We start from the raw sequence: 17,282 nt of genomic DNA, 5'->3' as shown, positions 1-17,282 counted from the left end.
ACCGCGGCTCACCCCTTCCTCGCGGCACCGGCCGGCACCGCGCTGCGTACTCGGTAGGCAGAGGTCCGGCCGGCCGCCACCCGTTCGTAGTTGTCGTCGATCCCGATCGTCGTCTCGGCCGCGCCGAGGAAAAGCCAGCCGTCCGGGCGCAGCAGGCGCGCGACGTTGCGCAGCACCGTCTTCTTCGTCGCGACGTCGAAGTAGATGAGCACGTTGCGCAGGAAGATCACGTCGAACGGCGGCATCGACGGTAGCGGCGCGGTCAGGTTCATGTGCTTGAACGAGACGTTGCGCCGCAGGTGCGGCGCCACCCGCCAGTGCGCGCCCACCCGCTCGAAGTACTGCACCAGCTGGGTGGCCGGCAGTCCCCGGTTGACCTCCACCTGGCTGTACTCCGCCGCCTCGGCCCGCTTGACCATCTCGGTGGAGATGTCGCTACCGAGAATCTCGTACGACCACCCGCTGGGCAGCGCCTCCTGCAGCGTGATCGCCAGGCTGTACGCCTCCTGCCCGCTCGAGCTGGCCGCCGACCACAGGCGTACTTTGCGTGCGGATCCCCGGTTCTTGACCAGTTCCGGCAGCACCACGTCGGTCAGCGCGGTGAAGGGCTCCCGGTCGCGGAACCACGACGTCTCGTTGGTCGTCAGCGCGTCGATGATCCGGCGCTGGTCGTCCGGGTTCGGCTTGCGCTGCAGGTTGGCGAGGAACTCACCGACGCTGGCGGCGCCCACCTGCCGGGCCACGGGAATCAGCCGGGCCTCGACCAGGTACTCCTTGCCGGGGGCCAGCACGATCGCCGCCTCCCGCCGGACCAGCGTGGACACGAACGAAAAATCCGCCTGGGACAGTGTCATCGGGTCACCGCCGTCGCGCGGGGAGCCCGGCCGACCTGGACCCGCTTGATCAGGACCGAAGCGATCTTGTCGAGGGGCAGCACGTCGTCGGCCAGCCCCGCGCCGACCACGGCGCCGGGCATCCCCCAGACCACCGAACTAGCCTCGTCCTGCGCCAGCACCTCGGCGCCTGCATCACGCAGCACCTTCGCACCACCCCGTCCGTCGTATCCCATGCCGGTGAGAACAGCCGCGTAGCACGCCGCCCCGAAGAGCGCGGCCACCGAGCGGAACATCACGTCGACCGCCGGACGGCACGAGTTCTCCGGCGGCGCGCCGCTGAGCTGGGTCAGCGTCGCGGTGTTCCGGCGTTGCAGCACCAGGTGCTTGTCGCCGGGAGCGATGTAGACCGTGCCGGGCGCGAGCTCCATCCCGTCGCCGGCCTCCACGACGCGCAGCGCGGTGCTGCGGTCGAGGCGCTCGGCGAACATGCGGGTGAAGACCGGCGGCATGTGCTGCGTCACCACGATCGGGACCGGCAGGTCCCCGGGCAGCGCCGTCAGCACCTTGGTCAGTGCGTCCGGGCCGCCCGTGGACGATCCGATCGCGAGAATGTCGACCCGCGGCTGGGGACCACGGCGCGGCGGCCGCGGCGGGGCGGCCGGCGGTGGCGCGGTCCGGCCGGCGAGCACGCCGGGCCGTCCCGGCAGGCCGGGGCGGTTGCCCGGCGGCGGGGCGAGGCCCGGCCGCTTCGCCGGACCGAGACCCGGCCGGCCCGGTGCACCCGGCCGCCGTCCGGCCAGCGCGTGGATCTTCGGCACGAGCTGTTCGCGTACGGCGGCGATCGACTCGGCCACGGACCCGACGTTGCTCGGCTTCGTGACATAGTCCGTGGCACCGGCGGCCAGCGCCTCCAGCGTGGCGCTCGCGCCGGCCGCGGAGAGCGTGCTGAACATGATCACCGGCACGCGCTTGTGCCGCTTGCGCAGCTCACGCACCGCCGCGATGCCGTCCATCTGCGGCATCTCGATGTCCATCGTGATGGCGTCCGGCTTGAGCTGGTCGATCTTCGCCTGGGCCAGCAGACCGTTGGCGGCCGTCCCGACCACCTCGATGCCCGGCGCACCGGTCAGCGAGTCCACGATGAGGCGACGGACCACGACGGAGTCGTCGACGACGAGCACTCTGATCATCGCTGTCCTCCGTCCCTCATCCGAGCCAGGCCGGGCCGAGTGCGGCGACGACCGGCGCCAGGAGCCGGTGCGCCGTGGCGGTGTCCAGCAGGTCCCGGACGACGAGCGCCTGGACCGCGCCGCTGAGCATGTTCCACACGCCGCCGGCCCGCTCGGCCAGCGGAATGGCCGCCGTGTCGATCGCCTGCACGAGCAGCATCTGCGCCGCCGCCGCCGTGCGTACCCGATCCGACAGGTACGCCGCCCACGAGGCCGAGTGCACCGCCGGGGACCAGCCGCCGGCGTTCCGGCGGGCGTCCTCGGCCGAATGCGTGAGCCGCCCCAGGTCCTTGGGTGTGATCGAGCGCAGCCGGTCGAGCAGCGCCGACACGGCGTAGTGGTGCGGCCCCAGGTCGATCGGCTTGCCGGCGGGCAGCTTGCGCACCGCCGCGACCCAGCCGGCACCGAGCATCCGGCGGGTCGTGTCGTCGAGGACCTCCCGCAGGTAGCTCGCGACCGCGGCGTCGCAGAGCAGGGCGGTCGCCGCGGCGGCCGTCTCGCTCTGCTTGGCGTCGCGGCCGGCGCCCTGCCAGGTCCACGACATGACGTCGTAGCGCAGGCAGGTGAGCAGGGCGTCGACCGATCCGATGGGCGCCCGCTCGACCAGGGCGAGCGAGCTCGCCGGGTCGTCCGCCTTCATACCCTTGAGCGTCGGCAGCTTGCGCGCCGCGCTCTCCACCTCGACCCAGAGCGGGCCGCGAACGCCCTCGTCCGGCAGCCGCTCGGCGAGGATGGGCAGGTCCCCGACGCTGAGGCGCAGGGCGCGCAGCAGCACCTCGGCGGTGGCCGACCCGCCTCCCAGGCGGGTCAGGTCGAAGCCGAGGACGGGGGCGCTGACCAGGCTGTACATCAGGTGGTGGCTCGATACGTGTCGACGGCCTGGTTGACGTCGAGGGCCAGCATCAGCCGCCCGTCCAGCTTGAACGTGCCCACCACCAGCTCGCGGGTCGGCCCGCTGAGGGTGTCCGGCGGCGGCTCGAACGCGTCGTCCTCGAGGTCGACGACCTCGCCGATGCGGTCGACGAGCAGGCTGACCGGCTCGCCGTCGCCCCGCAGGATCACGTTCATCACCGGGCCCTGCAGCGCCTGTCGGGCCAGCCCGAGCTGCACCCGCAGGTCGACGGCGGCGATCACCTGACCGCGCAGGTTGAACAGCCCGCCCACGGCCGGCGGCGCCCCCGGGACCGGGGTGTACTCGTTGTACGAGAGCACCTCCTGGACGGTGTGGACCTCGACTCCGAAGAGCTGGTCGGCCACCTCGAAGGTGGCGAACTGACGGCTCGCCATCTCAGGCCTCCACCAGCTCGTCGGTGTTCATGTCGGCGTAGAAGTTCGGGTCGGCGGCGAGGATCGCGCGGCGCACGTCGAGCAGCTCGGTCACGCGCTGCTGGATGACCGCCGTACCGACCAGGCCGTCCTCCTCCGCGTCCCGGCGTGCGGCCGAGCTCTCGTTCTCGGCGATGTCGACGATGCGGTCCACGACCAGCGCCACGCTGCGCCCTCCCTCGCTGTAGACGACCACCGAGACGGTGTCGCCCTCCTCCATCTCGCTGTACGCCCCCAGCAGGTGCGACAGCCGGACCAGCGGCAGGATCTGGCCCCGGTACTGCACGACCTCGCGCGAACCGGCGTGCTCGATGCGGTCCCGCGGGAACTCCTCGAGGCGGGTGACCGTGTCGAGCGGGATCGCCACCCGGCGCTCGCCGACCGCGGTGATGAGCAGCCGTTCCCCGGTGCCGGCGGCACCGGTGGCGCGCGACGTGCCGACCAGGTTCTCGCGATCCGAGTCGGCCGCCAGGTGCGAGCGCCGCGCCAGCGACGAGACGTCGAGGATCAGGCCCACCTTGCCGTCGCCCAGGATGGTCGCGCCGGCGTACAGGCCGATGTCCTTGAACCGGCTGTTGAGCGCCTTGACCACGACCTCTTCGGTGTTCAGGACGCGGTCCACGACCAGGCCGAAGCGGCGGCCGTCGGCCTGCAGCACCATGATGTACACGCCCTGGTCCCCGCCGGGGTCGAGGCCCAGCGTGCGGTCCAGGCGGACCAGCGGGAGCAGCTTGCCGCGCAGCCGGTAGACGGGCGCGCCGGACGCATACTCGATCTTCGTGGACTGGCCGTCGATGAAGACCAGCTCCAGCACCGCGACCTGGGGCACCACGTAGCGCTGGTCGCCGCAGTCGACGGTCAGCGCCTGGATGATGGCCAGCGTCAGCGGGATCGTGAGGCGCCAGACCGTACCCTGGCCCAGCGTCGAGTCGACGCTGACCGCGCCGCCGATCCGCTCGATGTTGGTCTTGACGACGTCCATGCCGACGCCGCGGCCGGACACGTTGGTCACCTTCGCCGCGGTGGAGAACCCGGGCTGGAAGACCATCGCCATGATCTCGCGCTTGTCCATGTTGGGGATCTGCTCCGCCCGGAGCAGGCCCTTCTCCACGGCCTTCTGCGCGATGCGGTTCACGTCCATGCCGGCGCCGTCGTCGGCCACCTCGACCGCGACGTGCCCGCCCTCGTGGTACGCCCGCAGCGTCAGCGTGCCCTCGGGGTTCTTGCCGGCCGCGGCGCGCCGGTCGGGGTCCTCGATGCCGTGGTCGACGGCGTTGCGCACGAGGTGGGTCAGCGGGTCCTTGACCGCCTCGAGCAGGCTGCGGTCGAGCTCGGTCTCCTTGCCCTCCATGACCAGCTCGACCTTCTTGCCGAGCGAGTTGGAGAGGTCGCGGATGACCCGGGGCAGCTTCGACCAGATGTGCTCGATCGGCTGCATGCGGGTCTTCATGATCCCCTCTTGCAGCTCCGAGGTGATCATGCCGAGCCGCTGGGCGCTGCGCACGAGGCCGGAGTCGCCGGTCTCCATCACGCCGCGGACCAGCTGGTTACGGGCCAGCACCAGCTCGCCGACCATGTTCATCAGGCTGTCGAGCAGGTCGACGTCGACCCGGATCGCGCTGTCGGCGACGCTGCGCTTCGGCGTCTGCGCCTGGAGCGCCTCGCTGACGGCGGCGGGCTGGGTCTTGCCCTCCTCGAGCAGGATCGTGCCGAGCTTGCGCTCGTCGCCCTCGAGCTGGGACTGCAGCGCCGAGCCGACGTCCGAGGCGTGCGCCGCGCCGGTCTCGACGAGGATCTCGCCGAGCGGGCGCCGCTGGTTCTCGACCGGCTCGGGGGCCGGGCGGACCGGCCGCTCCTCGAGCGGTTCGCGCGTCTCGGCCGGCGTCTCCGCCGCGGCGTGCGCCGGGGTGTGTGCCGGGGCGGCGGGAGCAGCCGGAGCGGCGGCGGCCGGGGCGGCGGCAGCCGGGGCCGCGGCAGCCGGGGCCGCGGCGGCGTCGCCCGGGGCGTTCATCTGGGCGTGGACGGCGGTGATGATGCTGTCGACGTCGACCTCACCCTCGTTGCCGTTCTGCTCGATGGCCTCCAGCAGCGAACGGACGCCGTCGATGGTGGCCAGCAGCGTGGTGATCGTCGTCGGCGTGACGGGCTGGACGCCGTCGCGCAGCCGCGACAGCAACGACTCACCCGCGTGGGCGAGCGTCTCCAGCCGGGTGAAGGCGAGGAAGCCACTGGTGCCCTTGATCGTGTGGATCGCCCGGAAGATGCGGGAGATCAGGTCACGCGAAGCCGGGTTCTGCTCCAGAGCGACGAGATCCCGGTCGATCTGGTCCAGGTTCTCGTGGCTCTCCATGAGGAATTCGCCGACGATCTCGCCAAGGTCTTCCAACGCCCTACCTCCTGCTCGTTTCCCAAATCCCTCATCGACCCACCGGGACCTCACCTGAGGACACCCGAAGCGCTACCGGTTGCGGCTCAGTTGTCACCGCCCGGACGCCGATAGCGGTAGCCGAATCCGCGTACGGACTCGATCGGGGATTCGTCGGGATCCGACCATCCGAGCTTGCGGCGCAACCGCAGCACGGCGAACTTCACGCGCTCCTGACCGATGCCCGTGGGGTCGTCCCACGCCTGGGTCAGCAGCTGGTTGGGGCTCAGCACCGCGCCGGCGTGCCGGACCAGGGCGTTGAGCAAGCGGAACTCCGTCGGGGTCAGGCGCTTCTCGTCGCCCTTGACGTAGACCCGGCGCTTGGTGGGGTCCAGGTGGACCAGCCCGTCGTCGTAGATCTGGCTGGCCCAGCTGTTCTGCCCGCCGGAGGAGCGGCGCAGCAACGCCTCGACCCGGGCCAGCAGCTCGTTGTTGGCGAACGGCTTGGTCAGGTAGTCGTCCGCGCCGCCGCGCAGCCCGCGTACCTTCTCGGCCTCCTGGCCGTGCGCGGTCAGCACCAGCACCGGTACGTCGGACACGTCCCGCAGCCGCTCGAGGACCTGCCAGCCGTCCATCTCCGGCAGGCCGACGTCGAGCACGACCAGATCCGGGTGTTCGGCGTACGCCTCCTTCAGCCCGGTACGCCCGTCGCCCGCGTGCGCCACCTCGTACCCGGCCCGGCTGAAGAGCAGCCGCAGGGCCAGTGCGATGTCCGGATCGTCCTCGACCACGAGCAGCCTGCTCATGAGCTCGTCACCATGCCCTCCGCCTCCGCCCCCGCGCGTCGCCAGACGCGGCTGCCCGGGGCGGCGCGGCACGCACCGGTCCCTGGTCAGCGTCTTGCTCACGCCCCCCGCGACTGCGGACGGCGAAGATGAAATGTCCAAAACCACGATAGCGTGACGTGTCTGTTCATATACGGAAAGTTATAGTTCAGCGTGCGAACCCCCACGAACGTCTTCGCGCTGCAGGCTCGCTTCCTCGCGGTCATCTCCCACGAGCTGCGGACACCGCTGACCACGATCGCGTCCTTCACCGAGAGCCTGGACACCGACGACCTGGCGCCCGCCGAACGTTCGGTGGCGCTGGCCGCCGTACGGCGCAACACCGAGCGGATGCTCGCGCTCGTGGAGGACCTCATGGTGGTGAGCCGGCTGCAGACCGGCGATCTCGAGCTCTGGCCGACGACCGTTGATCCCGCCGCGCTGATCGGGGAGGTTGCCGAGCTGCTCGCGAGCCGGGAGCCGTACACGGCGGCGACGGTCCACGCCCAGCCCGGTCCGCCGGTGTCCGCGGACGCGCCGTTGCTGCGCGACCTCTTCTATGCCGTGGTGGGCACGGTCGCGAGCGGCGCGGCCGACCGCTGCGCCGTGGTCGAGGCCGAGGGCGATGACGCCGGCTGGCGGATCACCGTGACCGCGCGGCAGGCCGAGCAGCTCACCAACGAGCTGCTGATGGCCGGCATGCTGGCCGATCCGGACCCGCCGCACCGGCGGCGCAGCACGGCCCTGTGGATGCTGCTCGCCGAGGCGATCGCCACCCGGCACGGCGGGTCGGTGACGCTGACCTTCGACCCGGAGACAGGCGCCGGAGCCGAGATCCGGCTCCCCCTGTCCATCCCCCCAGACTGACACGAACCCCCCGGCGGACCGCCGTAAACGCCCAAAGAAGGGACGTAACGGCAGAAAAACGGTCCGATGTATGGGCCGGGCGCACAGGGGCCCGGCCGTGGACCGGGAGGCAAGCACCGTGCTCGAAACCGTACGCCGAATCGCGCTCGCCGTAGCCGCACCCGCGGCACTGCTCGCACTGACCACGGCGCCCGCGCACGCCGGCACCACCGTTCCGGGGGCGTCCCGGCTCGGCCCGGCGACCATCGGGTTCCTCATGGACGACGTGGTCGCGCGCACCAACGAGGTACGGGTCGACGCCGGATGCGACCCGCTCGCGGTGGAGGACGAGCTCGTGGTCGCTTCGGTACGGCAGAGCCACTACATGGCCGCCACCGGCGACTTCGGGCACATCGGCTGGCGCGGCTCGACGTTCGAGACCCGGTCCCGGGCAGCGGGCTACGACGACGTGGCCGCCGAGAACATCGCCTGGGGCTTCTCCAGCGCCGACGAGGTGATCGACGCCTGGATGGCCAGCCCGGCGCATCGGGAGAACATCCTCAACTGCGACGCGCGGTCGTTCGGCGCCGGCGTGCAGCGGGCGGCGAACGGCACCCTCTACTGGACGCAGGTCTTCGGCTGGCGCTGAGCTACAGCGAGCAGTTCACCAGGACCGGTTCGGGGTGCAGGACGACTCCGAACCGGTCGCGTACGCCGTCCCGGATCTCGCGGGCCAGGTCGAGCAGCGCCGCCGTGGTGGCGCCGCCGCGGTGGGTAAGGGCGAGCGTGTGCTTGGACGAGATGGCGACGCCGCCGCGGCCGTACCCCTTGGCGAAGCCGGCCTTCTCGATCAGCCAGGCCGCCGGCACCTTGACCGTGCCGTTCGGCGCCGGCCAGCTCGGCGGCTCGCCGGCGTCGGCCAGCCGGTCCTGCACCGCGGCCCACTCCTGCGCGGAGAGCACCGGGTTGGTGAAGAAGGAACCCACCGAGCGGGTGTCGGGGTCCTCGGGGTCGAGCACCATGCCCTTGCTCGCCCGCAGCTTGAGGACGGTGTCGCGGACCCGTTCCGCGGGCACTCGCTCGCCCGCCTCCACGCCCAGGTGCCGGGCCAGTTCCGCGTACCGGATGGGGGCCGACTCGGCGGAGACCGCCAGCCGGAAGTCGACCTCGAGGACCAGCCATCGGTCGTTGTGCTTGAACACGCTGGACCTGTACGCGAACCGGCACTCCGGCAGCGACAGCACCCTGATCTCGTCGTCGATCCGGTCGTAGACGCGCACGGCCTCGATGGTCTGTGCCACCTCCTGGCCGTAGGCGCCGACGTTCTGGATCGGCGTGGCACCGGCCGACCCGGGGATGCCGGACAGCGCCTCCAGCCCGGAGAAGCCCTCGGCCAGCGTGCGGGCGACGAACTCGTCCCACGGCTCCCCCGCCGCGACCCGTACGAGCGCACCACGCGAGTCACGCTCGATCACTTCGACCCCACGGGTCTGCAGCAGTAGCACCGGCCCCGGGAAGCCCTCGTCGCCGATCACGACGTTGCTACCGCCCGCGAGAACGAGCACCCGATCCCCCCTGCGGGCGGCTACTCGCATCATTGCTACCGCTTCGTCCGTTTCGGACACCGGCGTCAGCGTGCCCGCGGGGCCGCCGAGGCGTAGCGTCGTGTACGCCCCCAGCGAACTGGCATGCGCAGCAGATGCGGTGGCGGGTGGATGAGCACTAACGTCAGGCACGACGTTCACCCTAGGCCGACGGGCCCAGGGGGACGCACAGGTGGTCCTCCTCGAGCGGGAGAAGCTGATGAACAGGCTCAACGCGACGAAGGACTTCTGGCTGGCGGCGCTGCGCGCCGACGGCCCGGCGCTCCAGGACGCCGTCGCCGAGACCGGCCCCGACGCCGTCGTGCCCTCGTGCCCGGGCTGGACGGTCGCCGACCTCACCGAGCACCTCACCGTGCTGCTGCGCTGGGTGCGCGAGACGGTTCCGCGCGGGGTGATCGACAAGCCCGCCGAGCGGGTCACCCCCGAGCCCCGGCCCGACTGGCCGGAAGCGCTCGACGGCCTGCGGCGCGAGCTGACCGGCACGATCGAGACGCTCGACGCGCTCGACCCCGACTTCCCGGCCTGGACCTGGCCCGCGCAGGCGAAGAAGGCCGGGTTCTGGCAGCGCCGCATGGCCCACGAGATCTCCGTGCACCGGTGGGACGCCGAGACGGCCGCCGGCCGCGCCACGCCGATCGAGACCAAACTCGCCGCCGACGGCGTCAACGAGGTGCTCGACACGTGGCTGCCGGCCGGCCGCCGCAAGGGCCCCACCGACCTGTACGGCGTCGTGCACCTCGTCGCCACCGATGTCAGTTACGAGTGGTTCGTCCGGCTTCGCGGCGCCGGCCTGGCGCTGCTGGACACCGGCACGATCCTCGACACGCACGACCACCATGCGCGGGCCGAGGCGCGCGGCACGGCGAGCGACCTGCTGCTGGCACTGATGGGACGGACGGAAGTCGACAAACTGGCCACCATGGGCGACCGGCGCCTGATCAGCGCGCTGCGCGCCGGCTGAGCGTCCCACCATCCGGGCGTGGTTCCGCAACTTCCAGCCGGCTCCCGAAACAGTGAATGGCCGTACGCTGTACCGGTTAAGTACGGACGGCCGCGGTCGTCCGCCACGGCATTCACGCAGGAAGCGGTGACGGCATGACGGCAACCGTCGAGGTGGAATCGAGCGGCGAACCACTGGCATCGGGGGGCCACTTCCCGGAGGGGTTCATCTGGGGAGCGGCGACGGCGTCGTACCAGATCGAGGGGGCGGTCCGCGAGGACGGCCGGGGCCCGTCCATCTGGGACACCTTCTCCCGCACGCCGGGACGCGTGTACGCCGGCCACACCGGTGACGTCGCCTGCGATCACTACCACCGCTACGTCGAGGACGTGGCGATGATGGCGGACCTGGGGCTGGGGTCGTACCGGTATTCGATCGCCTGGCCGCGCATCCAGCCCGACGGCACCGGGCCGGTCAACACGCGCGGCCTGGACTTCTACGACCGGCTCACCGACGAGCTCATCGGCAAGGGCATCGACCCCGTCGTCACGCTGTACCACTGGGACCTGCCGCAGACGCTGCAGGACCGCGGCGGCTGGACCGTCCGGGAGACCGCCGAGGCCTTCGCCGAGTACGCCGCCATCGTGCACGCCCGCCTCGGCGACCGGGTCCGCACCTGGACCACCCTCAACGAGCCGTGGTGCTCGGCATACCTGGGCTACGGCAGCGGCCGCCACGCCCCCGGCGTCCAGGACCCGGCCGCGGCGTTCCAGGCGGTCCACCACCTGCTGCTCGGGCACGGGCTGGCCGCGCGGGCGCTGCGCTCGGCCGGCGCGCAGAGCGTCAGCATCACTCTGAACCCGGCCTCCGTCTCCCCGCTCGACCCGCAGAACCCGGCCGACGTCGCCGCCGCGCGCATCGTCGACGGGCTGCACAACCGGATCTTCCTGGACCCCCTGCTGCGCGGGGCATACCCGGACGACATGCGCGAGCACATGACCCGCTTCACCGACCTCAGCCACATCCGCGAGGGCGACGAGGCGATCATCAACGCCCCGATCGACGTGCTGGGGATCAACTTCTACACCCCCACGTACGTGTCGGCGCAGCCCGGCCGGCCCGCGTCGCCGGAGAACCCGGGCACCGAGGGCATCGCCTTCCGGGCGCCCGTCGGGCCGATCACCGACATCGGCTGGCAGATCGAGCCCGCCGCCCTGACCAGGCTGCTGGACCGCATCCACGCCGACTACGGCGTACCCATGATGATCACGGAGAACGGCGCGGCCTATCCGGACGGCCCGTCGGGCGACTCCGGCGCCGTCCACGACACCGACCGGATCGACTATCTCGACAGCCATCTGCGCGCATGCCTGGAGTCCATTTCCCACGGCGTTGACCTTCGGGGATACTTCGCATGGTCGTTGATGGACAATTTCGAATGGGCCGAGGGCTACAAGATGCGCTTCGGGATCGTGCACGTGGACTACACCACGCAGCAGCGGGTCCCGAAGGACAGCGCCAAGTGGTACCGGGAGGTGATCCGGCGCAACGGTCTGACGGACCGGGGCCGGATCGGGGAGTGAGCTGATGGTGACGCGGGAGCGGCCGACACTCGAGGCGGTGGCCAGACGCGCCGGTGTCTCGCGCGCGACCGTCTCCCGCGTCGTGAACGGCTCGACGACGGTGGCGGTCGCGATCCGCGACGCGGTCAACCAGGCCGTCGAGGAGCTCGGGTACGTGCCCAACCAGGCGGCACGCAGCCTGGTGACCCAGCGCACCGAGTCGATAGCGCTGATCCTGCCGGAGACGGCCAGCCGGGTCTTCTCCGACGACATGTTCTTCCCGGCCATCATCCGCGGCGTCAGCATGGAGCTGGAGGCCGCCGACAAGCAGCTCGTGCTCATGATGGCGGGCTCGACGGCCAGCCACGACCGGGTCGAGCGCTACGCCATGGCCGGGCACGTCGACGGCGTCATGTTCGCGTCCATGCACGGCGCAGACCCGCTGCCCGGCGCGCTGGCTCGGCTGGGCATCCCCGTCGTGTGCAGCGGCCGCCCGATGACGCCGGCCGAGTTTCCGGTGCCGTACGTCGACGTGGACCACATCGGCGGGGTGGCGGTGGCCGTACGCCACCTGCTCGGCATCGGGCGCCGCCGGATCGCCACGATCGCCGGCCCGCAGGACATGGTGGCGGGCATCGACCGGCTGACCGGCTACCGGACCGCGCTCGACGAGGCGGGGCTCGCCGAGCACGTGGCGGTCGGCGACTTCACCCGCGACTCCGGCATCCAGGCGATGCGCCGCCTGCTCGCCGACGACCCGCAGCTGGACGCGGTCTTCGTGGCCTCGGACATGATGGCCCACGGAGCGCTGCAGGTCCTGAAGGACGCGGGCCGGCGGGTGCCGGACGACGTCGCGGTGGTCGGCTTCGACGACTTCGAGATCAGCCGGCTCAGCGATCCGCCGCTGACCACGGTCCGCCAGCCGATCGTCGACATGGGCCGCACGATGGCCCGTCAGATGCTGGGGCTGGTCGACGAGCGTACGGACGTCCCGGCCGCGGTGGTCCTGCCGACCGAGCTGGTGATCCGCGCCTCGGCCTGACCGCTACAGCGGCCGCGTCGTCACCATCTCCGTGGGCAGGCCCAGCACCTTGCGCGACAGCAGCGCGCCGCCCGCCACCGCCGCCGGCATGAGCAGCACCGCGCCCAGCGGGACGAGGAAGCACAGGAACACCGCCACGCCGAAGCCCAGCGTGAGCGGCCGACGCGCCCGCAGCGCCGCCCGGCGGTCCCGGAGCCGCTTGTCGCGCCGCTGGAACGGCACGCCGGTCAGCTCGACCGCGAGCAGCCATCCGCCGACCGCGCCGCCCACCACCGGCACCACCGTCTGGCCCACCACCGGGATGAAGCCGGCGACGAAGAGCGGGATGCCGAGCAGGATCGACAGGCCGATCAGCCGCAGCGAGTCGCGCAGGCTGCGGCCGAGGGAGGCGAGCAGCGGCACCTCCACCTCGTCCGGCACGCCCCCGTAGCGCTGCTCCACCAGGCCGGAGATCTTCTCGTAGAACGGGTCGCCGATCAGCAGCGTCACCGCGGTGAACGTCAGCACCAGCAGCAGGCCGCCGAGCCCGAGGACGGCCGCGCCGGCCAGCAGCCGGATCAGGTCGCGCCAGACCGTGGACCAGTCGTCGGCGAACCACGTGACCGCCGATGCCAGGTCGCCGACGAAGGCGATCAGGGCGATCACGGCAGCGCCGTACAGGAGACCGGCGATGACGGCCGGCACCAGGCCCAGGGCGAGCAGCCGGGGACTGCTGACGACCAGGCCGATCCCGCGGCCGAGCAGCCCGGCCCCGGTCAGGAATTCGCGCAGAGCGCCACCGGTCGCCGTGGCGGCCGATCGCAGCTGAGAGTCGCCCACGCTGCCGAAGCTTAGGACCTACGGAAAAGGCCCCCGCCCGCGAGCCCGGAGGGCTCCGGGTCGGCGTCACCCGACGTCGCGGCCGGGGCCGGGCTCGACGGCGGATCGACGATCGACGTGGGCGTCGGCACCGGCGGCATGGTCAGCGTCGGCGCCCCGGATCCGGAAGCGGTCGCCGACGGTACGCCGGAACTGGGCGCGACGCTCGGCGAGCTCGGCGCGACGGACTCCACCACCGACACCGGCTCGGGGGCGTGGGGTGGCCACTGGGTGATGGAGTCGGACGCCGGGGTGGTCGCCTTGACGGGTGCGGCGCCGAAAGCTCCTGCCCCGCCCGGCGCGCTCACCGCCGGGGGTGCGGTGTCCGGCGTACCGAGCGTCCAGCCGACGGCGACGGCGAAGGGCAGACCGAGGGAGACGAGGCCGAAAAACACTGATTTGGGGGAGAGCCGCACGCCCTGAACACCGGTCGAGCGGCGAAAAGGTTACGGGATACGCCGACCCGTCGGGGAAACGGCCGCTCACCGGCTTGATCAGTCGGCGCCGAAACCGATACTGTCCACCGGCTCGCATTCACTGCGGCCACTTTCACGGGGAGAGAAATGAACACCGGACGATCGCGCGGTCTCGCCGCGACGCTGACCCTCGCCCTCGGTGCCGGCACGGTGGCCGGTGCCGCCCTGCTCGGCTCGCCGGCCTGGGCCGCGGGTACGGGCACCTACAGCCTCGACACCACGGCGATCGCACCCGGCCAGCAGGTCACGCTGACCCAGACGGCGTTCGAGGACAGCACCCCCGACACCGCCGCCACCGTCACGGTGAACTGGGGCGACGGCAGCTCGTCGACGCTGGAGGGCGGCTCGACCAGCGTGCAGCACGCGTACTCGGCCAGCGGCACGTTCACCGTCGGCGTGACGATCGCCGACGACGGCGCCTCCACCGACGGCACGCTCACCGACGCGGTCGTCAAGGTCGCGGCCACGACGTTCAAGTTCAACCCCACCTGGAACTGGACCTGGACCGCGGGCGGCCACGAGGCCAAGCTCGAGCTCGCCGGCATACCGAGCAACACGACCCGCGTCTGGGTGAACTGGGGCGACGGCGAGACCAGCCTCGTGAACAAGGCCAACACGTCGGTCCAGCACTACTACACCTGGGGCAGCACCGGTGCGCACTCCGCCACCGTCACGCTGGAGAGCCCGCAGGGCAAGGTCACGAAGCCGGCGGGCACGTACACGTTGAAGGCCGACACCACCGCACCCAGCGCCACCCTGACGATCCCGGGCAGCCCGTCGAAGGCGTCCTCGTGGAAGACCATCCAGGGCACCGCCAAGGACGGCCAGAGCGGCCTCGACGTGGTCGGCGTGCAGCTCTTCAAGTGGAACAGCACGACGGACTGGTACTACAACTTCTCGACCAACAAGTGGGTCAAGTACAACTGGAACAACCCGAACATCCCGCAGGCCGCCGTGAAGTACGTCAAGGCCGACTCGGCCGGCAAGTGGAAGGTCAGCGGCGTCGCCGGCCTCGCGAAGGGCTACCACCTCGAGGTCGACTACTTCTCCTACGACAAGGCCGGCAACGGCAGTGAGCGGAAGTACAAGGTGCAGAACCTCACGAGCTGACGCGGCGGGCTACTCCTCGTTCAAGAATGAGGAGATCCGCTCCCGCAGCTCCCGGCGGTGCGTCCACAGCACCGCCGGCCGGTCGTAGACGTGCAGCGCTGCGCCGGGCAGCAGCCCGGCCAGCCGCTCCGCCCAGGCCGCCGGGTGCAGATCGTCACCTACGCAGCCGATCACCAGCGCTTTTCCCCGGTACGCCCGGAGCACCCCCACATCCGCAACAGCGGGGTTCCGCCACAACGTCTCCAGCTGCTGCGCCAGCCTGTCGTTCAGCAACTGCTCGACGCGCTGGCGCAGGAAGCTCCAGCCGGCCGGCGTGTTCCGCACCGACGGGGGCAGATCCGGCTCGACCGCCGCCGCCACCGCGGCCGCCTCACCGGACTCGACCGCGGCGAGGAGCCGTTCCAGCCGCTCCTCGGCCGCCCGGGGCCGCACGCCGTCCAGCGGCGCCGGTAGGTAGCACACGATGCGGTCGAACCGGCCCGGGTCGTCGGCGAGCAGCCGGCAGAGGGCGCCGGCGCCCATGCTGACCCCGAGGGCCCGGGTGGCACCGGCGCGGTCGGCGACGGCTCGCAGATCGGCGGCCAGGTCGGCGAAGGTCCAGGGCGGGGGCGGCGCGTCGGAGCGGCCGTGGCCCCGGAAGTGGAAGAACACGCGTCGGCCCGCCACGGCGCTGCCGAGCGGCCGGGTGCCGGAAAGGTCACCCGCGAGCCCATGGGCGAACACGGTGACCGGGTCGCCGACGCCGGTGACGAGCTGCTCGAGGCGTACGCCGTGCGGGGTGTCGATGAGCTCGGTGGGCGGCGCGGGCAACGTGGGCCGGCCGGCCCGGGGGCCGGTGGGTCCCGGACCAGGGGTCCGCGGGCCGCCGGCGGGAGGCGGCGGCCGGCGGAGTCTCACCAGAAGCCCTTGCCGTCCGAGAGGTCGCGCAGGCCGGGGCGGACGTCGAGCAGGTAGATGAGGGCCGCCGCGACGCCGATCAGGCCGAACAGGCCGGTGGCGCCGAACAGCAGCGTCAGTGCCATGCAGACCGCGAGGATGGCGAGCCAGGCGCCCTTCGGCAGGGTGCCGAGCGCCTGGAAGCCGTCGCCCCGCTGGGTGACGCAGTGAATGAAGGCGATGGCTTGCACGATCATGGAAGCGATCACCACGAGCACGTCGATGTAGAACCGGACTTCGTGGAAGAACAGCGGCGCGCTGGAGACCATGGCAGAGAGTCTATGCCGCGGGCCCCGGCTTGCACCGGGGCCCGCGGATCATCACAGCCGTGTCGACGGCGTCAGTTGGCAGCCGGGCGGGAGGCGCGCTTGCGCGGCTTGGGGGCCGGGCTCGCGGCGGCGGCCTCGACGGCCTTCGGCTCCTCGGTGGTGACCATGTCGGCGTTGACCACCTCGGCGGCCTCGACGACGCCGGTGCCGACGACGCGCTCGCCACGGGCGACCAGCGAGGTGTAGACGGCGAGGGCGCGCTCCTGCGCCACCTGCGCGAATGCCAGCGCGTTGGCGGTGGCGTTGCTGCGCAGCTTGTCGAAGTCGGTGGTGGTGGCCTTGTCGCGCAGCGACGTGGCGGTGGTGCCGGCCGCGTCGTTGGCGATCTTCAGCGAGGCGACCGCGCGGTCGCTGAGCTCGCTCACCACGGCGGGGAGCTTGCGCAGCTCGCGCCAGGCCAGGTCACCGGCGCCGGCGGCGGCGTAGAGCGGGGCGGGGATGCGGGTCTTGGTCTGCTCAGGCATGTCTTCTCCTCAAAGTCACTGTGCGGGCTTGGTGGCGGGCGGAGGTGCTGCGCCGTCCTCGGCGATGGCGACGTCACGCGCCAAGGCCCGGAGCGCCTCGTCCTCGTCCGGAACGTCGACCTCCGCGACGAGGTCGGCCTCGGCGTCGGCGGAAGCTTCGGGCTTCGGGGCGTGGCGGGCGTTCTCGTTGCGGAACGTCTCGTAGATCTGCGTCAGCGACTGCTTCTGCGCGATCGTCAGTTCCGGATCCACCGCGATGGCGGCCAGCACGCCCTGCTGGCCCTCGCCGTCGAGCAGGCCGGCGCGCAGGTACATCGCGGGGGTCGACACCCGCAGCGCGCTGGCCAGTTGCTGCAGCACCTCAGCGCTGGGCTTGCGCAGGCCACGCTCGATCTGGCTCAGGTACGGGTTGCTCACGCCCGCCCGGTCGGCGAGCTGCCGGAGCGAGATCTTCGCGGTCTGCCGCAGGTCACGGATGAAGGAGCCGATGTCCTGAGGCAGGTCCTTGGGGGTGGCCATGCCTACGACCGTAGCC

The 17,282-nt window shown here is 71.7% G+C and carries 19 protein-coding genes; 6 read left to right on the top strand and 13 right to left on the bottom strand.

The genetic code is table 11. The annotated features are described in order from the left end of the window. Window positions 1-8: 8 nt before the first annotated feature. The 6 genes from ACIBO8_RS03480 to ACIBO8_RS03455 form a co-directional block, all read right to left on the bottom strand. Window positions 9-854 (bottom strand): CheR family methyltransferase, encoded by an 846-nt coding sequence (locus tag ACIBO8_RS03480; RefSeq protein ID WP_396113473.1) that lies wholly within the window; start codon window positions 852-854, stop codon window positions 9-11. Continuing rightward, window positions 851-2,026, bottom strand: a complete 1,176-nt coding sequence (locus ACIBO8_RS03475; protein ID WP_396113472.1) for a chemotaxis response regulator protein-glutamate methylesterase — start codon at window positions 2,024-2,026, stop codon at window positions 851-853. The genes ACIBO8_RS03480 and ACIBO8_RS03475 overlap by 4 nt, the downstream gene beginning before the upstream one ends. Window positions 2,027-2,042: 16 nt before the next feature. Continuing rightward, window positions 2,043-2,915 carry a hypothetical protein gene (locus ACIBO8_RS03470; protein WP_396113471.1) on the bottom strand — a complete coding sequence of 291 codons (873 nt, stop codon included), beginning with the start codon at window positions 2,913-2,915 and terminating at the stop codon, window positions 2,043-2,045. Continuing rightward, window positions 2,915-3,352: a chemotaxis protein CheW gene (locus ACIBO8_RS03465; protein WP_396113470.1), complete on the bottom strand. Its 438-nt coding sequence runs from the start codon at window positions 3,350-3,352 to the stop codon at window positions 2,915-2,917. The genes ACIBO8_RS03470 and ACIBO8_RS03465 overlap by 1 nt, the downstream gene beginning before the upstream one ends. A 1-nt stretch (window position 3,353) precedes the next feature. Further along, window positions 3,354-5,777 (bottom strand): chemotaxis protein CheW, encoded by a 2,424-nt coding sequence (locus tag ACIBO8_RS03460; RefSeq protein ID WP_396113469.1) that lies wholly within the window; start codon window positions 5,775-5,777, stop codon window positions 3,354-3,356. 86 nt (window positions 5,778-5,863) lie between these two features. Then, on the bottom strand, window positions 5,864-6,562 hold the full coding sequence (locus tag ACIBO8_RS03455) for a response regulator transcription factor (protein ID WP_364699100.1): 699 nt from the start codon (window positions 6,560-6,562) through the stop codon (window positions 5,864-5,866). A gap of 192 nt (window positions 6,563-6,754) precedes the next feature. Between ACIBO8_RS03455 and ACIBO8_RS03450 the strand changes: the two genes are divergently transcribed. Then, window positions 6,755-7,447, top strand: a complete 693-nt coding sequence (locus ACIBO8_RS03450) for a sensor histidine kinase (RefSeq protein ID WP_396113468.1) — start codon at window positions 6,755-6,757, stop codon at window positions 7,445-7,447. 97 nt (window positions 7,448-7,544) lie between these two features. Beyond that, window positions 7,545-8,075 (top strand): CAP domain-containing protein, encoded by a 531-nt coding sequence (locus ACIBO8_RS03445; protein ID WP_396113467.1) that lies wholly within the window; start codon window positions 7,545-7,547, stop codon window positions 8,073-8,075. Between the two features lies 1 nt (window position 8,076). Here ACIBO8_RS03445 and ACIBO8_RS03440 read toward each other — a convergent pair whose 3' ends face one another. Next, window positions 8,077-9,162: a UDP-N-acetylmuramate dehydrogenase gene (locus tag ACIBO8_RS03440; RefSeq protein ID WP_396113466.1), complete on the bottom strand. Its 1,086-nt coding sequence runs from the start codon at window positions 9,160-9,162 to the stop codon at window positions 8,077-8,079. 67 nt (window positions 9,163-9,229) lie between these two features. On the opposite strand from ACIBO8_RS03440, the gene ACIBO8_RS03435 reads away from it, so the two are divergent. The 3 genes from ACIBO8_RS03435 (at window position 9,230) to ACIBO8_RS03425 (ending at window position 12,574) form a co-directional block, all read left to right on the top strand. Beyond that, window positions 9,230-9,991 (top strand): maleylpyruvate isomerase family mycothiol-dependent enzyme, encoded by a 762-nt coding sequence (locus tag ACIBO8_RS03435; RefSeq protein WP_396113882.1) that lies wholly within the window; start codon window positions 9,230-9,232, stop codon window positions 9,989-9,991. Window positions 9,992-10,125: 134 nt separating this feature from the next. After that, entirely contained in the window at window positions 10,126-11,553 is a 1,428-nt protein-coding gene (locus ACIBO8_RS03430) for a GH1 family beta-glucosidase (RefSeq protein WP_396113465.1), read from the top strand. Window positions 11,554-11,557: 4 nt separating this feature from the next. Continuing rightward, window positions 11,558-12,574 (top strand): LacI family DNA-binding transcriptional regulator, encoded by a 1,017-nt coding sequence (locus ACIBO8_RS03425; protein ID WP_396113464.1) that lies wholly within the window; start codon window positions 11,558-11,560, stop codon window positions 12,572-12,574. Window positions 12,575-12,577: 3 nt separating this feature from the next. Here ACIBO8_RS03425 and ACIBO8_RS03420 read toward each other — a convergent pair whose 3' ends face one another. After that, window positions 12,578-13,393, bottom strand: coding sequence for an EI24 domain-containing protein (locus ACIBO8_RS03420; protein WP_396113463.1), 816 nt, complete (start codon window positions 13,391-13,393; stop codon window positions 12,578-12,580). Between the two features lie 11 nt (window positions 13,394-13,404). After that, the gene (locus ACIBO8_RS03415) at window positions 13,405-13,827 is read right to left on the bottom strand and encodes a hypothetical protein (protein WP_396113462.1); all 423 of its coding nucleotides are present in this window, start codon (window positions 13,825-13,827) and stop codon (window positions 13,405-13,407) included. A gap of 168 nt (window positions 13,828-13,995) precedes the next feature. Between ACIBO8_RS03415 and ACIBO8_RS03410 the strand changes: the two genes are divergently transcribed. Then, complete coding sequence (locus ACIBO8_RS03410; protein ID WP_396113461.1) at window positions 13,996-15,018, top strand: PKD domain-containing protein; 1,023 nt, start codon at window positions 13,996-13,998, stop codon at window positions 15,016-15,018. 9 nt (window positions 15,019-15,027) lie between these two features. On the opposite strand, the gene ACIBO8_RS03405 is transcribed toward ACIBO8_RS03410, so the two are convergent. From ACIBO8_RS03405 to ACIBO8_RS03390, 4 genes are all read right to left on the bottom strand, one after another. Next, window positions 15,028-15,915, bottom strand: a complete 888-nt coding sequence (locus ACIBO8_RS03405; RefSeq protein ID WP_396113460.1) for an alpha/beta fold hydrolase — start codon at window positions 15,913-15,915, stop codon at window positions 15,028-15,030. Continuing rightward, the gene (locus tag ACIBO8_RS03400) at window positions 15,912-16,223 is read right to left on the bottom strand and encodes a DUF2516 family protein (protein ID WP_396113459.1); all 312 of its coding nucleotides are present in this window, start codon (window positions 16,221-16,223) and stop codon (window positions 15,912-15,914) included. Before ACIBO8_RS03400 ends, ACIBO8_RS03405 begins: the two co-directional genes overlap by 4 nt. 71 nt (window positions 16,224-16,294) lie before the next feature. Further along, a complete protein-coding gene (locus tag ACIBO8_RS03395) occupies window positions 16,295-16,747 on the bottom strand; it encodes a hypothetical protein (RefSeq protein WP_396113458.1) in 453 nt (150 codons plus the stop codon). 15 nt (window positions 16,748-16,762) lie between these two features. Continuing rightward, on the bottom strand, window positions 16,763-17,266 hold the full coding sequence (locus ACIBO8_RS03390) for a helix-turn-helix domain-containing protein (protein WP_396113457.1): 504 nt from the start codon (window positions 17,264-17,266) through the stop codon (window positions 16,763-16,765). Window positions 17,267-17,282: the final 16 nt, after the last annotated feature.

It is taken from the genome of Actinoplanes sp. NPDC049681 (assembly GCF_044465265.1).
Classification (GTDB): domain Bacteria; phylum Actinomycetota; class Actinomycetes; order Mycobacteriales; family Micromonosporaceae; genus Actinoplanes.
This window is presented reverse-complemented; position numbering and strand designations above follow the sequence as displayed.

Coding starts and splice junctions, on each gene's coding strand:
- ACIBO8_RS03480 (WP_396113473.1), bottom strand. CDS start 854: ATGACACTGTCCCAGGCGGATTTTTCGTTCGTGTCCACGCTGGTCCGG.
- ACIBO8_RS03475 (WP_396113472.1), bottom strand. CDS start 2,026: ATGATCAGAGTGCTCGTCGTCGACGACTCCGTCGTGGTCCGTCGCCTC.
- ACIBO8_RS03470 (WP_396113471.1), bottom strand. CDS start 2,915: ATGTACAGCCTGGTCAGCGCCCCCGTCCTCGGCTTCGACCTGACCCGC.
- ACIBO8_RS03465 (WP_396113470.1), bottom strand. CDS start 3,352: ATGGCGAGCCGTCAGTTCGCCACCTTCGAGGTGGCCGACCAGCTCTTC.
- ACIBO8_RS03455 (WP_364699100.1), bottom strand. CDS start 6,562: ATGAGCAGGCTGCTCGTGGTCGAGGACGATCCGGACATCGCACTGGCC.
- ACIBO8_RS03435 (WP_396113882.1), top strand. CDS start 9,230: ATGAACAGGCTCAACGCGACGAAGGACTTCTGGCTGGCGGCGCTGCGC.
- ACIBO8_RS03430 (WP_396113465.1), top strand. CDS start 10,126: ATGACGGCAACCGTCGAGGTGGAATCGAGCGGCGAACCACTGGCATCG.
- ACIBO8_RS03425 (WP_396113464.1), top strand. CDS start 11,558: ATGGTGACGCGGGAGCGGCCGACACTCGAGGCGGTGGCCAGACGCGCC.
- ACIBO8_RS03410 (WP_396113461.1), top strand. CDS start 13,996: ATGAACACCGGACGATCGCGCGGTCTCGCCGCGACGCTGACCCTCGCC.
- ACIBO8_RS03400 (WP_396113459.1), bottom strand. CDS start 16,223: ATGGTCTCCAGCGCGCCGCTGTTCTTCCACGAAGTCCGGTTCTACATC.
- ACIBO8_RS03395 (WP_396113458.1), bottom strand. CDS start 16,747: ATGCCTGAGCAGACCAAGACCCGCATCCCCGCCCCGCTCTACGCCGCC.
- ACIBO8_RS03390 (WP_396113457.1), bottom strand. CDS start 17,266: ATGGCCACCCCCAAGGACCTGCCTCAGGACATCGGCTCCTTCATCCGT.